The sequence below is a fragment of the Polaromonas sp. genome (assembly GCF_012927455.1).
Lineage (GTDB): Bacteria > Pseudomonadota > Gammaproteobacteria > Burkholderiales > Burkholderiaceae_C > Polaromonas.
In genome coordinates this window covers 106976-120954 of record NZ_JABBPE010000003.1, presented here as the reverse complement: position 1 = coordinate 120954, position 13979 = coordinate 106976, and the positions used below count along the sequence as shown (strand labels likewise).

12 protein-coding genes and 2 pseudogenes are annotated in these 13979 nt (G+C 59.0%); 9 read left to right on the top strand and 5 right to left on the bottom strand.

The features are described 5' to 3' along the window. Positions 1–3: 3 nt before the first annotated feature. Genes HHJ18_RS04905 through HHJ18_RS04880 form a run of 6 tightly spaced genes read left to right on the top strand, consistent with a single transcriptional unit; the run spans position 4 to position 5887 of the window. Entirely contained in the window at positions 4–1170 is a 1167-nt protein-coding gene (locus HHJ18_RS04905) for a branched-chain amino acid ABC transporter permease (RefSeq protein ID WP_296912152.1), read from the top strand. Beyond that, positions 1170–1952 (top strand): ATP-binding cassette domain-containing protein, encoded by a 783-nt coding sequence (locus HHJ18_RS04900; RefSeq protein WP_296912149.1) that lies wholly within the window; start codon positions 1170–1172, stop codon positions 1950–1952. Before HHJ18_RS04905 ends, HHJ18_RS04900 begins: the two co-directional genes overlap by 1 nt. Further along, positions 1949–2656 carry an ABC transporter ATP-binding protein gene (locus HHJ18_RS04895; protein ID WP_296912146.1) on the top strand — a complete coding sequence of 236 codons (708 nt, stop codon included), beginning with the start codon at positions 1949–1951 and terminating at the stop codon, positions 2654–2656. Before HHJ18_RS04900 ends, HHJ18_RS04895 begins: the two co-directional genes overlap by 4 nt. Positions 2657–2665: 9 nt before the next feature. Continuing rightward, positions 2666–3952, top strand: coding sequence for an amidase (locus HHJ18_RS04890; RefSeq protein ID WP_296912144.1), 1287 nt, complete (start codon positions 2666–2668; stop codon positions 3950–3952). A gap of 2 nt (positions 3953–3954) precedes the next feature. After that, positions 3955–5265 carry a M20 family metallo-hydrolase gene (locus HHJ18_RS04885; protein WP_296912141.1) on the top strand — a complete coding sequence of 437 codons (1311 nt, stop codon included), beginning with the start codon at positions 3955–3957 and terminating at the stop codon, positions 5263–5265. Positions 5266–5293: 28 nt separating this feature from the next. Then, positions 5294–5887, top strand: a complete 594-nt coding sequence (locus tag HHJ18_RS04880; protein ID WP_296912139.1) for an XRE family transcriptional regulator — start codon at positions 5294–5296, stop codon at positions 5885–5887. 16 nt (positions 5888–5903) lie between these two features. Here the strand turns inward: HHJ18_RS04880 and HHJ18_RS04875 are convergent, their stop codons facing one another. The 4 genes and pseudogenes from HHJ18_RS04875 to HHJ18_RS04860 form a co-directional block, all read right to left on the bottom strand. Next, the gene (locus HHJ18_RS04875; RefSeq protein ID WP_296912137.1) at positions 5904–6026 is read right to left on the bottom strand and encodes a hypothetical protein; all 123 of its coding nucleotides are present in this window, start codon (positions 6024–6026) and stop codon (positions 5904–5906) included. 169 nt (positions 6027–6195) lie between these two features. After that, positions 6196–6997, bottom strand: a pseudogene (gene istB, locus HHJ18_RS04870) (IS21-like element helper ATPase IstB). A gap of 400 nt (positions 6998–7397) precedes the next feature. After that, positions 7398–8583 (bottom strand): annotated as a pseudogene (locus tag HHJ18_RS04865) (IS3 family transposase). Positions 8584–8922: 339 nt separating this feature from the next. Beyond that, complete coding sequence (locus HHJ18_RS04860; RefSeq protein ID WP_296912134.1) at positions 8923–9396, bottom strand: YraN family protein; 474 nt, start codon at positions 9394–9396, stop codon at positions 8923–8925. 50 nt (positions 9397–9446) lie between these two features. Here HHJ18_RS04860 and rsmI point away from each other — a divergent pair, with 50 nt between their 5' ends. Together rsmI and HHJ18_RS04850 are read left to right on the top strand one after the other, a co-directional pair. Next, positions 9447–10319, top strand: a complete 873-nt coding sequence (rsmI, locus tag HHJ18_RS04855) for a 16S rRNA (cytidine(1402)-2'-O)-methyltransferase (protein WP_296912267.1) — start codon at positions 9447–9449, stop codon at positions 10317–10319. Beyond that, positions 10316–11545, top strand: a complete 1230-nt coding sequence (locus HHJ18_RS04850) for a multidrug effflux MFS transporter (RefSeq protein WP_296912132.1) — start codon at positions 10316–10318, stop codon at positions 11543–11545. Before rsmI ends, HHJ18_RS04850 begins: the two co-directional genes overlap by 4 nt. 32 nt (positions 11546–11577) lie before the next feature. Here HHJ18_RS04850 and HHJ18_RS04845 read toward each other — a convergent pair whose 3' ends face one another. Then, complete coding sequence (locus HHJ18_RS04845) at positions 11578–12060, bottom strand: hypothetical protein (RefSeq protein ID WP_296912129.1); 483 nt, start codon at positions 12058–12060, stop codon at positions 11578–11580. Between the two features lie 613 nt (positions 12061–12673). Between HHJ18_RS04845 and HHJ18_RS04840 the strand changes: the two genes are divergently transcribed. Beyond that, the gene (locus HHJ18_RS04840; protein ID WP_296912127.1) at positions 12674–13810 is read left to right on the top strand and encodes a PilT/PilU family type 4a pilus ATPase; all 1137 of its coding nucleotides are present in this window, start codon (positions 12674–12676) and stop codon (positions 13808–13810) included. Positions 13811–13979: the final 169 nt, after the last annotated feature.

Here is a 13979-nt window from a genome sequence, read left to right as displayed (position 1 = left end):
ACCATGAATCCAAAAGAAACCATAACCCCCGCGAAATCTGCCTTGATGCTCAGCATCGCCGCGCTTGTCCTTACCGTCTATGTGTGGTTTTTCCTTCATGCAGAGAGTCAAATCAGCATTGCCATTTTGTCGGTTGCCGCAATCCTGGTCGTGATTTTGAGCCGACGATTCGGTGTTACCTTACAGGTCGAACAGTCGGCTGCACGGCGCCCGGGCCTTTCCCGATGGTTGGCCGTTGGCTGCGGTCTGGCCTTGATTGCGGCTTTCTACAATTCGCACTTTGTGTTGCTGATGTTGTGTGGCGTGTTGCTGTACTCCACTGCCTGTCTCGGTTTGACGGTGCAATTCGGATATTCGGGCGTGGCCAACTTTGCCGGGGCCGCCTTTTTCGGTATTGGCAGTTACGCTACGGCTGTTCTCGCTACCCACACTGCCGTTCCTCACGTTCTTGTCATCTTGATTTCTGGAGTGAGTGCCGCTGTCATTGGTTCGCTGCTGATCTTGCCAGTGTTGCGAACGCGTGGCCACTATGCGGCGCTGGTCACCATCGCATTCGGTATCCTGTTCAAGACCTTCATTGAGGTCAACGATGTGCTGGGTGGACCGCAAGGCCTTCAGGTGCCCGGATTGAACCTGTTCGGCTTTTCTTTGAACGATGGCTTCAGTTTGTTTGGCCTGGAGATCTCGTTTTATGTTCCCTACGCATTGCTCAGTCTTGCCATGTTTGCAGGTGTCTATGCCTTGGTCAATGCACTGGAGCGTTCTTGGGTCGGCCTGAGCATGGACGTGGTGCGAACCGATGAGACGGCGGCATCAACCTTCGGCCTGAACATCGTTCGCTGGAAGGTCATTGCCTTCACCATGGGCAATTTTTTTGCGGGTATCGCCGGTGGTCTTTACGGGATGATCATTGCATTCGTCGCGCCCAATAACTTCACTTTTGGTGACTCGCTGCTGATGCTCTCAATTGTCATTTTGGGTGGCTTGGGCAATATCGCCGGCTTGATCCCAGCCGCGATGATTGTGCTGATTCTTCCTGAAAAACTTCAATTCATTCAGGAGTATCGTTTTCTGTTGTACGCAGCGCTGGTGATTGTGATTCTGCTGTTCCGGCCGCAAGGGCTGTTGCCGCGCAAGACACGGATTTTTTTCGCCAGGAAGGGTTCATGATGGCCCGCCAATCCCTGATCTCGGTTGACAAGTTGACTATGCGCTTTGGTGGCCTGACGGCGCTCGATGAACTGTCCATGACTGTGAATGAGGGCGAAATACTTGGCCTGCTGGGTCCGAACGGCTCTGGCAAGACCACTTTTTTTAATGTGCTGACCGGGCTGTACAAAGCCAGCGGCGGCAGCATTTCCCTTGATGGTAAAAACATTCTCGGCAAGACGCCGCAGGTGATTTACCGCAGTGGCGTCGCCCGTACTTTCCAGCGCTCCCGTCTTTCGCTGTCTCTCACGGTGTTCGACAATATTGTCATTGGCGATTACCAGCACATGCAGCATGGACTGATCTTCAATTTGCTGCAGCGAAAGGCGTTTCGAACCGAGTACGACGCTTACGTCGAAAAAGTGAAGGCCTTGCTGCAGATCTTCAGTCCTCCGCTGGTCGGGCGGCTGTTCGAGCCGGTCGAGAGCTTCACGATGATCGACCGCCGACGCATCGAGGTTTGTCGCGCGCTGCTGAGTCAGCCGCGCTTGTTGCTCCTGGACGAGCCGTCCGCAGGGATGACACATGATGAAACAGACGAGTTGATGCAGGATATTTTGCAAGTCCGGAGAAAGCTTGACAAGCTGTCTGTCGTCCTAATCGAGCACGAAATGAACGTGATCGAAAGAATCACTGACCGCTGCGTCGTCCTGAACTACGGCAAGAAAATCGCCGAAGGAAGCTATGTCGAGATTACGGCCGATCCGTATGTACAGACCGCTTATCTCGGAGAAGCAGCATGAGCAAACTCAGCGTCAAGAATCTCACTACCGGCTATGACAAGGTCAATGTCTTGCATGATGTTTCGATCGAAGTGGAGCCGGGCAAAATAACCTGCATCCTGGGGTCAAACGGGGCAGGAAAGAGCACGCTGATCCGTTCGATTGTCGGTCTGACGCCCCCGCGCCAGGGCGAAATCTGGTGGGATGGGCGCAACCTTGCCGGGGAAAAAACGTACAAAATCATCGCCAGCGGCATTGCCTGCATTCCCGAAGGCCGCAAAGTCTTTCCGCGCATGACAGTCGGGGAAAATCTGGCGCTCGGCGCTTTTCTGGAGACCTCTCCTGCCCGAATTCGGGAGCGGCTGGCGCGGGTCTACGAGATATTTCCCCGTCTGAAGGAGCGGTCGGTGCAGCTTGCTGGCACCATGTCGGGGGGCGAGCAGGCCATGGTGTCGATTGGTCGGGGTCTGATGGCCGAACCCGAGCTGCTGCTGATCGATGAACCCTCGCTTGGTTTGTCGCCTTTGTATGTGAAAGAAAACTTCAAGGTGATCCAGCAGATCAATGACCTCGGGATGACGGTTCTGCTGGTGGAGCAGAACGCCCGTCAAACGCTGGCGATTGCGCATTACGGATATGTTCTTTCGCAAGGCAAAGTCGTGGCCTCTGGCACGGCACAAGCTCTGTCCGAGAATGACAACGTGCGTTCGGCCTATTTCGGCTGAGTCGGTGGCATGCATAACATTCTCACACTGTCTGCACGAGAACTGGCCGCCAGGGTTTCGCGCAGGGAATTGACGGCTGAAGCCGTGACGCGGGCCTACATTGAACAGATTCAGGCTTGCGAACCATCGGTCAAGGCATGGCAGTTCTTTGATGCAGACATGGCGCTGCAAAGCGCGCGTGCGCTGGATCGCCACAGCCACAGCAGCAACGCGCTGCTGCGAGGCGTCCCGGTCGGTGTGAAAGACCTGATGGACACCGTCGACATGCCGACTTCCTATGGTTCGCCTATTTATGCGCAGCACCTTCCGAGGTTCGATGCCGCATGCGTTGCCGCCTGCCGCGATGCCGGGATGGTGGTGCTGGGCAAGACCGTCACCACCGAATTTGCAACCTTTAACCCTGGCGTGACATGCAATCCCCGCGCTCCAGCAGACGCGCCCCGCACGCCGGGCGGGTCGTCCAGCGGATCCGCCGCGGCGGTGGCTGCGAACATGGTGCCACTGGCACTCGGGACCCAGACGGCTGGCTCCATCGTGAGGCCGGCGTCCTACTGTGGTGTGATCGGCTACAAGCCCACCCACGGGACATTGCCGCTGGCCGGTGTCAAGCCGCTCGCGCCCAGTCTCGACACAATCGGCGCGTTCGCACGCTCGGTGGATGATGCCGCTTTTTTTGTTGGTGCATTGACCCGAGTCAACCTGGATCCGCAGCGGCAATCTGCCCTTCGCGTGGGTATTTGCCGTACCGCCCATTGGGATCTCGCCTCGGACGATGCGCGCTGCGTGCTTGAACATTCGGCACGCCAGTTAGAAAAAGCTGGAGCACATGTTCATGACCTTGTCTTACCGGCTTCGTGCGATGCGTTGACGCAGGCGCAAATTCAGATCATGGCTTATGAAGCCGCGGCAGCATTTGCGCCGGAGCGCCAGCGGGAAGCTGGAAAGTTCAGCTTAGCTTTTTCGCAGCTATTGGCATTGGGTGAGTCGCTGAACGGAGCCGACTTTGCCGCTGCGCAGTTACTCGTGATTGCTGCGCGGCAGGCGCTGGACGCCGTCTTCGAGTCGATCGATGTGCTTCTTGCCCCCAGCGCTGAAGGTGAGGCGCCTGCGGGGCTAGGCGCCACGGGTAACCCTATCTTCAACCGATTCTGGACGCTACTCGGAAACCCCTGTGTGCATGTGCCGGCAGGGACAGGAGTGCACGGCATGCCAGTAGGCGTCACGGTCATTGGCCCGCGATGGGCTGATTCGCTGACATTGAGAGCAGCGCATACGCTAGAGCTCAGTCTGAGGTGAACATGAATAAGGAGTTGAATGTGAGCAACCTGGAACAGCGAGATCAGACGGCGGCCAGCGAACGCGCGCAGGACCATGTGCAGCATGATCGCCTGCAGTCGGTTATTGCCGAGCTTGCGGCCTTTGGCGGACGGTCAGACGGAGGTGTTTCTCGCGAAACCTTGACCGACAATGATCTTCAGGCTCGCCGCTATTTGATCGATCTGGCCCGTTCGCGTGGGTGCTCGGTCACGATCGATGACTGCGCCAATCTTTTTTTCCGTCGTCCGGGAACATCCGATTTGCCCCCTGTGCTAACCGGAAGCCATGCCGATACCCAGCCGGTAGGTGGCAAGCTGGACGGGGCTTACGGCGTGCTTGCTGGCCTCGAAGTGATTGCTGCGTTAAATGATGCGGGTATCGAGACCCTGCGACCTGTCGAGGTCGTTGCGTGGACCAACGAAGAAGGATGCCGCTTTGGTCCGGGTGCCATGGGTTCCAGCGCCTTTGTCGACCCGAGTTGTCTACCTGCTTATAGAAATTCTGTCGATGCCAAGGGTGTGCGTTTTGGGGACGCTTTGGATCTGGCCCTGCAGGCTGTACCGGATGTTCCCCGTCGGCCCATGGCTGAACCGATGTCCGCTTGCGTGGAGCTGCATATCGAACAGGGCCCTGTGCTTGAGCGTGCGCTTGTGTCTCTGGGCGTCGTCACGGGCATCCAGAGCGTACGCTGGTATCGTATTCAGGTGACTGGCACTGCCGGCCATGCGGGCACTATGCCCATGGGCGAGCGCGTTGATGCCATGGCTGCTGCCGTCGGGTTGGCGCAGCAGCTGTATGCCTATCAGGCGGTGGAGGCTGGGGAAAAATTGCGGCTGACGCTGGGCCGGTGGCAGGTGAGCCCGAACTCGATTAATACGATTCCCGGTGCCGTGGAGTTCACCGTCGATGTGCGCTGTGTCGATGAGCAGGTTCTGGTTCAGTTCGAGGCGGCGTTGAACAGGATCACACGAGCGTATTCTTGGGCAGGTCAGATCGAATTCGAATCCATGTTTTCCCGTCCCCCGACACATTTCCCTGCCGCGATGCTGGAGCTGATTGAACGGGCCTGCACGCGCGCTTGCAGCAGCGCGTCGCTGGCTGCGCCGTTGCGGATGACGTCCGGCGCTTTTCATGACGCCATGTACCTCGCAGAGCATTGCCCGACAGCGATGATTTTTGTTCCGAGCAAGGGGGGAGTCAGTCACAATGCTGCGGAGGAAACAGCACCTGAGGAGTTGTTTCTGGGTGTTCAGGCGCTGGCTTATGCCGTGACATCGCTGGCCAATGCCTGACCCTTCGGACAAACAGATGGAGTTGCGCATGAAATCAAATCTCGTTGCTGCGCCAAACTCGGAAGACGCTGTCGTCAAACCACCCTTAATGCTGGGCGTCCGTTTGAGGCATGCCCGCCTGGTTGCCGGTCTGACCATGACGCAGGTGGCTCAGAAGTCGCTATGTTCAGAAAGCCTGATCTCAAAAATAGAAAGCGGACAGGCATCTCCTTCACTGGCCATGCTGCACCGAATTGCGGTCGCGCTGGACACAAACATTGCCACGTTGACGACGGAGGAAGCGCCAAGGGAGGGCCCCGTCCTGCCCAATGGCGAGCGCCCCGTGATCAAGGCCGGGGGAATTTCCTTAGAGCGCATCACGCTTCCCAAACGGGGTGGCTTGCTGCAGGCCAATATTCACATCGTTCCGCCAGGCGAGGCGAGCGATGGCTTGATAGAGCATGTAGGGGAAGAAGTTGGCTTCGTTCTGGAGGGCAACCTTGAATTGATAATAGGTAGTGAGCGTCATCTGGTCCAAGCTGGGGATGCGTTTTATTTTTCCAGCCAGACGCCTCATGGGTATCGCAATGTCGGCAAGGTCACTGCAAGAATTTTTTGGGTGAATACGCCCGCGACTTTCTAGACGTTGTTCTTAAAGTTCAGTGAAGCCACTGCATGATGCCGGCGATGTATACAAAGCCCAGAAACTGGATGTCAAGCTTGTCAAAGCTGGTGGCCAAACGGCGAAAGACCTTCGTGAGCTGGAAAAAGTTTTCAACCAAGTGGCGCGCACTATAGCGGTGCTTTTCCGAGACACGCGGATTTTTGCGGCTGACGGGGGTGCGGCATAAATCTTAGACTGGTTTATGCCGTAAGTCCGAGGCTGTCTCGGTACTCAATGGGGGCTTTTTGATCGCATCCCTTCGATGGGTTTTGCGATGGTGATCAACCTCATGCGGCGTCGCCCAGTTCCACCTCCTTGGCAACCTTGCGGGTTTGCTCCCTGGCCTTGATCCGAGACTTCCCCGCCATGGTGCTGTGCTGAAAGCGCTACGATTCGTTGCCCGTCTCCACAATGTGGCAGTGATGGGTAAGCCGGTCCAACAATGCGGTGGTCATCTTGGCATCCCCAAACACACTGGGCCACTCGGCGAAGCTCAGATTGGTGGCAATAACCACACTGGTGTGCTCATACAGCTTGGAGAGCAAGTGAAACAGCAACGCTCCCCCGGCCTGGCTAAACGGCAGATAACCAAGCTCATCAAGTACCACCAAGTCCATGCGCATCAGTGATAACGCCATACGCCCAGCCTTGCCGTCACGCTTTTCTTTCTCCAGCATATTCACCAAATCGACTGTCGAGTAAAACCGTACCCGCTTGCCTTGCGCGACGATGCCTGCCACTGCAATGGCAGTTGCCAAATGCGTCTTACCCGTACCCGGCCCACCAATGAGCACCGCGTTTTGCGCCGTATCCGTAAACGCCAGTGTGGCCAACTGCTTGACCAAGACCTGATCGACTCTGGAAGAGCAGAAGTCAAATCCCGCCAGATCACGGTGCACCAGGTTTGGCGGCGTTCATTTGGTGTCTGACCGAGCGCACCGCACGGTCAGTCAGCTCGGCTTGCAGCAGGTGTTCAATTAACCATTGGGCTGTTGCCGTGTTTGCCTCGCCTTGAGTCGTCAAGTCCTTCCACGCATCGACCATGCCGTACAGGCGTGGCTCCTTGCGTTCTGTGGTGACTTCACGCATGCTGCACCGCCACCGCTACAGAAGATTCTACGCAGGCTTGCAACGCACCGCGCAGGCTGTCCTAGCGCGCTGTGTTGGCCACAGGAGCATCTGCAAGCTGCAAGCTCGTCTGGACCACATCCACTACAGGACTGGCTTTGAGCCGGGCCAGTACATTGAGGACGTGTACGGTACTGAGTGCGCCGGACTCCACTGCCGGTAAATGTCAAGCTAGTTGTCGCCTGCGAGGCTGAATTTAAGCGGCATTTTTTAATCGCTGGTGTTCCTCCTTTTTGCCATTCATACGTTGAGCAGGATTGAGGTGAACCATCCGTACCGGCTCTCACTTGCGCGTGGAGCCGCTCCTGCGCTGAGGGTGCTTCGTGACCTTGCCCCTGAAATCCGTATCCCATAACCGAGATCATGAATGGGCTTGCCTGGTTTGAGTTGCAAGCCAGGTTTGCTCGAACTGCACTGGACTGACGTAAGCCAGCGTTGAATACAGTCTTGTACGGTTATACCAAAGCAGCCACGCCATCGTTTCATCTTTGGCCTGTCGCCTTGTCTCAAAGCGTTGCCCGTGCAAGCGCTCTACTTTCAATGAGCCGAACAGGGTCTCGCTGCAGGCATTGTCCCAACAGTTGCCATGCCGACTCATGGAACTGTTGATGCCGTACTCTTTGAGCACGTCCCTGAACGCCCCACTGGCGCACTGGCTGCCCCGGTCGCTGTGAACATCAGCCCAGTGTGCTTGCCGGGATGCCGCTTGAACCAGGCCATTCGTAATGCGTCAATGACGATGCTAGAAGTCATGTCTTCGGGTAGCGACCAGCCCACCACCTGACGGCTGAACAGATCGATCACCACAGCCAGAAACAGCCAGCCCTCGTCGGTTGCAATGTAGGTAATATCGCCCACCCAAACCCGGTGTGGCTCAGCGACTGTGAACTCGCGGTTAAGCAGGTTCGGCGAGATCGGCAGATCGTGCTTGCTGTCAGTGGTGACTTTGAAGCGGCGTTTGCCTCTTGCCTTGATGCCGTGCAGCTGCATGAGCTTTTGCACGCGTTCCTTACCCACACGGATGCCGCGTGCGAGCAGTTCCTTCCAGATGCGCGGCCAGCCGTAGGCACCCCGACTCTCGGCGTGGATGGCTTTGATATGCACCAGCAGCGCGTCATCGCTTACGTGGCAGCGCTGGGCGCTGCTGGCCCTGCGCACGAAGTGCTCGTGGTATCCGGCCACGCTCACCTCAAGCACCCGGCACTGCACCGAGATGGGCCACACGCTGCGGTGGCGCTGTATGAAGGCGTACTTCAAGTCAATCCCTTTGCGAGGTACGCCGTCGCTTTTCCCAGAATATCGCGCTCCATCTTCACCCGTGCCAGCTCGGCCCGCAGCCTGCTGATCTCCATCTGCTCGGCACTCACAGGCTTGCTGTCAACACCCAAGAGCCGACCCTGGCGCTGAGCCTTGACCCAGTTGAACAGCGTCTGCTCGACCACCCCTCATGTTCTGGCCGCCGCCGCAATGCTTTGCCCGCCCTGAACCAGTCTGACCGCCTCTTGCTTGAATTCGAGCGTGTACCGTGCCCTTGATGTCTTCGTCATTTACTTTCTCCTTATCTGAATTGTTCCACTCAGTAAGGGATACGTTTTTCGCGGGCAAGGTCGTCATGTCTCCGGCGGCTTCCGGCGCGCCTTATGGCATCGCGGCATACGAGTTCGTACAAAACGCCCTTTCATAATTCTGTTTGATTAAGCAAATCAAACGATTTTGGTCACAAATCTCTGAGCCAGCGGCAGTAAGCCCTTGATTCATATGGGCGCCAAATCAAACTTAATTATTGGGCACACTGGTGCAGGCCAACTCTAGAGAAGCGCAGGCAAGCGAGACAACGCAAGGTCTGCTTACAAATTATGGCGATCGCGTGGCGACCTTGCTGCGACTCACGAAGCGTCAAACGCGGCGGGCAACCACTCGATATTCGCGGCACGCTGGGCACTAAGCACGCCATCTACCAACACCACGTCGAAGCGACACGGCGGTGCGCTGGCAAACCGCATCAGGTAGTGCCTTGCCGCAAACACAATGCGGCGCTGCTTGACCGCGCTGATGCTGGCCGCCGCGCCGCCATGCGAGGCGCCCGAGCGCTGGCGCACTTCGACAAACACCAGCGTGCCGTCGCTTGCGCGCATCACCAGATCAATCTCGCCGCCGCCGCGCCCGGGCGTCCGATAATTGGCCTCGATGAATTTCAGCCCGACTTGCACCAGGTAGGCGCGCGCGGCAGACTCGGCCGCATCGCCGCGCGACTTGGTGGTAATCTGCCCCGGCAAGGCCGGCGTCGCCAGCGTTGTGCCCACTGCGTCATTCGGCGCTAACGGCGGTATCGGGGCCGCCTGTTTTCTGGAAAACCACATTGAACGCTTCTTTCACCTTGGCACTGGACGCGGCACACGCCGCAGCAGGCATGCAGCATTATCCAGAAGCGACGCTGTATGTCGTGGCGACGCCGATTGGCAACATGGCCGACATCAGCCTGCGCGCCCTGCATGTGCTGCAACTGGTGAATGCCATCGCCTGCGAAGACAAGCGCCACTCGCAGCCGCTGCTGCGCCACTATGGCATAGAAACTGGCGCCGCCAAGCCGCTGCTGGCGGTGCACCAGCACAACGAAGCCGAAGCCGCCACTTTGGTGGTCGAGCGCCTGCAGCGCGGCGAGCGCGTCGCTTATGTCAGCGATGCCGGCACGCCGGCCGTAAGCGACCCCGGTGCGCGTCTGGTGGCAGCGGTGCGGGCTGCGGGGCTGAAGGTGGTGCCGCTGCCCGGTGCCAGCAGCGTCACGGCGGTGCTGAGCGCGGCGGGCGTGACCCGGCCGGAGGGCGGCGCCGACAACGCCACGGGTTTTGTGTTTGCCGGCTTTCTGCCGAGCAAGGCGGGCGAACGCGACCAGGCGGTTGCCGCGCTGCAGGCCGATGCGCGAGCCACCGTGATTCTGGAAGCCCCGCACCGTATCGAAGCGCTGGCGCGCGCCATGGCCGTGTTGCAGGGCCGGCCACTGACGGTGGGGCGCGAACTGACCAAACAGTTTGAGGAAATTGCCACCATGCCCGCGCAGGATTTTGCAGCCTGGCTGGCCGCCGGAACCCAGCGCACGCGCGGCGAGTTTGCGCTGGTGCTGCACGCCACGGCGCCGCAGGCCGGGCTGGATGACAGCACCCGCGTGCTGCAACTGCTGCTGGCCGAATTGCCTCTAAAAACTGCCGTCAAGCTGGCGGCCGACATCAGCGGCGCGCCGCGCAATGAGCTGTACGAAACGGCCTTGAGGCTGAAAGACGCATGAATCCCAACGCCGACCAACTCTGGCGCGCGCCGCGCTGGACCCTGTCAGTGCTGCTGGCCGTGCTGGGCATGCTCGGGCCGTTTTCGATTGACACCTACATTCCGGCCTTCGCCGGTATCGCCCGGTCGCTGGGCGCGTCGCCGGTGGAAATGCAGCAAACGCTGTCGGCCTACCTGTTCGGCTTTGCCTTCATGAACCTGTTTCACGGCGCGCTGGCAGACAGCTTTGGCCGCCGGCCCGTGGTGCTGTGGGGCATTGCCATGTTCACGCTGGCCTCAAGCGGCTGCGCCTTGTCGCAAAGCATTGAGCAACTGGTTTTTTTCAGGGCCCTGCAGGGCCTGTCTACCGGCGCGGGCATCGTCGTGTCGCGCGCCGTGATACGCGACATGTACCCGCCGGCGCAGGCCCAGCAGGTCATGAGCCAGGTCACCATCTACTTCGGCGTGGCGCCTGCGCTGGCCCCCATCGTCGGCGGCTGGCTGTTTGTGCACCTGGGCTGGCACAGCATTTTCTGGTTTCTGACCGCGGTGGGCGCGCTGCTGTGGGGGACCAACTACCGCTTCCTGCCGGAAACCCTGAGGCCGGAAGATCGCCAGCCCTTTGAAGTGCGGCACCTGATGCGCGGCTACTGGCAGCTTGGATCCAGCCCGCGCTTCCTGTTGCTGGCACTGGCCAGCGGCGTGCCTTTCAACGGCATGTTTCTGTACGTGCTGTCGGCGCCGGCCTTCCTCGGCGAGCGCCTGGCACTGCAGCCCACCGAGTTTTTCTGGTTTTTTATTCTCACCATCTCCGGCATCATGTCGGGCGCCTGGCTGAGCGGCCGGCTGGCCGGAAAAATCGCCCCGAAACGGCAGATACGCCACGGCTTTGTCATCATGCTGGTGACGTCGGTGCTCAATCTCCTTGCCAATCTGTTTTTTACGGCCCATGTGTCCTGGGCGCTGTTTCCGATTGCCTTGTTCGCCTTTGGCTGGGCGCTGATGGTCCCGGTCGTGACGCTGCTGGTGCTGGATCTCTACCCGCTGCGGCGCGGCATGGCTTCTTCGCTGCAGGCCTTTGTTGGTTCTTCGGCCAACGGCCTGGTCGCCGGGGTGATTGCCCCGCTGGTGATGCATTCCACACCGGCGCTGGCAGCAACCTCACTGGGCATGATGAGCATTGGCCTGCTGGCCTGGCTTTATCTGCACCACCGCTGGCCGGAAATCGGCGCGGTAGCGCACGAATAAAAGAACAACCCGCTGCGGGGCTGTGGCCTGATTCAGTTGTCATTGAATCGCATCGGGAATTCCATGCCCTGCCCGGTGCGCTGAACCACATTGCCGCCGTCCAGATAGGCCCAGAAGAACATGCTTTCGTCACGGTCTAGCCAGCGGTAAGTCATGACATCGCCAGACCAGGCGGCCACGCGGTCGACCGTGGCCGGCCGGCCAAACTCTCGCTCCATGTCCTCGCGGGTCCACTTGCCCAGAGCGATTTTTGAAAACTCCGCCAGGTTCAGGACCTGCCGTGCCGCCAGCACCGTGCCGGCCGCGTCCAGATCGACCATCACGGCGGTCTGGCCGGCGGGCTGGGCCGAATACTGCAAGCGCGTTCCCGCGCCGTAGGGCAGCTGCCGAGATGGCTTGCCGTAATGCGCCAGCACCTCTTGCTGCGACATGCCGGGTTGTACCGCCGTCAAGCCACAGGCGGCAAGGCCCAGTACAACAACGAGCAAACTTGAAAAGGTTCTGACGGCCCGCATGACAAACTCCTGTTAAATCCGGACTGTTTCCTGTTTTCTATTTCCGGACGGTTAAAAACCCATGTCTTTTCGATGCCAGCGGGCGGGCAATGTTCCCCGCCCCGACCAGCAGAAGCGCATCGGAAATTGGCGCGAATCCACGATTTGCGGCAAGGCAGCTGCTGCCAACACTGCACTGCCACGCGATTTGGCAATAAAAAAGGCCTCTAGCCCTTTATAGGCGGGCGCAAGTAGCTATTAAATGTATAGCACTGACGCACCGGCCGGGATGCTGCAGAACGCCGCACTACACTATCCGCTTTGATCGACTGATCTAACACAGGCAGACAGGACGCGGATGGTGACTATTTACATAAACGCGTCAACCCAAGGTAATTGCGCAGGCGTTGCGCTTGCTTTTTCCGAGCGTCCGTTGGTGTCTGTCAGAAGCTGCCTCCGACCGGCCTTGCGCGACGCTACCTTGCCCTGCGCTGCTGCGGTTGCCCAGTGAACCAAGCCCACTGATCGCGCCCACCTGCGTACCGAAACTGCATCCGCTACCCCGGGTAGCGGGTTCGCCCGGCGGCCGGACGATCATCTTTGCCAAATCCTGAAATCCTGTTTGAGGTGATAAATGGAAGTCTTCAAGTTTCTTAGTCTGATGGTTGAAAAGGGTGCGTCGGACCTTTTCTTCAGCGTTGGCGCGCCCGTCAACGCCAAGATCGAGGGCATCACCTACCCGCTAAAAATGCCCGCGCTGGCCGCCGGAGAAGTCAAACAACTGGCGTATTCGGTGATGCAGCAAAAGCAGATTGCCGAGTTTGAAGCCTGCCTGGAGATGAATCTGGCGATTTCCGCCGAGCGAATTGGCCGGTTTCGCGTGAATGTGTTCATGCAGCGTGGCGAGACCGGCATGGTGATTCGCTACATCAAGTCCAAAATTCCGGCGATTGCCGAGCTTGGTTTGCCCCCGGTGCTGGAGCGCCTGATGATGCTCAAGCGCGGCCTAGTGCTGGTGGTCGGCGCCACCGGCTCGGGAAAATCAACCACGCTTGCGGCGATGATCAATTTTCGCAACGAGCAGGCGACCGGGCACATCCTCACGATAGAAGACCCGATCGAGTTCATGCACGAGCACAAGCGCTCCATCATCGACCAGCGCGAGGTCGGGATTGACACCCTGTCTTACGAGGCGGCGTTGAAAAATGCCTTGCGCGAGGCCCCCGACGTCATCATGATCGGCGAGATTCGCGACCGGGCCACCATGGCGCAGGCCATTGCGTACTCGGAAACCGGCCACCTGTGCCTGTCTACCCTGCACGCCAACAACGCCAACCAGGCGATGGAGCGCATCCTCAACTTTTTCCCCGAAGAAGCGCACAGGCAACTGCTGGTCGACCTCAGCCTCAACCTCGCGGGTGTGGTCGCGCAGCGGCTTATTCCGGGGCTGCGCCAGAAGCTGGCGCCGGCAGTTGAAGTCCTGGTGCGCTCGCCTTACGTCTCGGACCTGATCATCAAGGGAGACATTTCCGCCATCAAGGAGGCCATGAGCCGCAGCGCCGAAATCGGCATGTGCACCTTCGATCAGGCGCTGCAGAGCATGTACGAAGATGGCCGCATTTCGCTGGACGAAGCGCTGCGCAATGCGGATTCGCGAACCGACCTGTCGTTGCGCATCAGGCTCACGTCCGGTGTCAGCCCGGATGAAAGCGGCGAGCTATCGATTGAAGCCGAAACGCCAGACAGCGCCACCAGCGGCCTGTTCAGGTAAGGCGGGCGAAGCAGCCAACGAGATCAAGAGGTCGGCCGCTTTTGGCCTGATGGCGATAAGCGGAACACCCAGCGGAACAACTATTTCCCCAGGGACCCGGCTGGGCATCCGTGACCGGCGATCGGTGTTGCCTGTCGTCCCTGGATAGGCATAAAAATAGGTTGTAGCC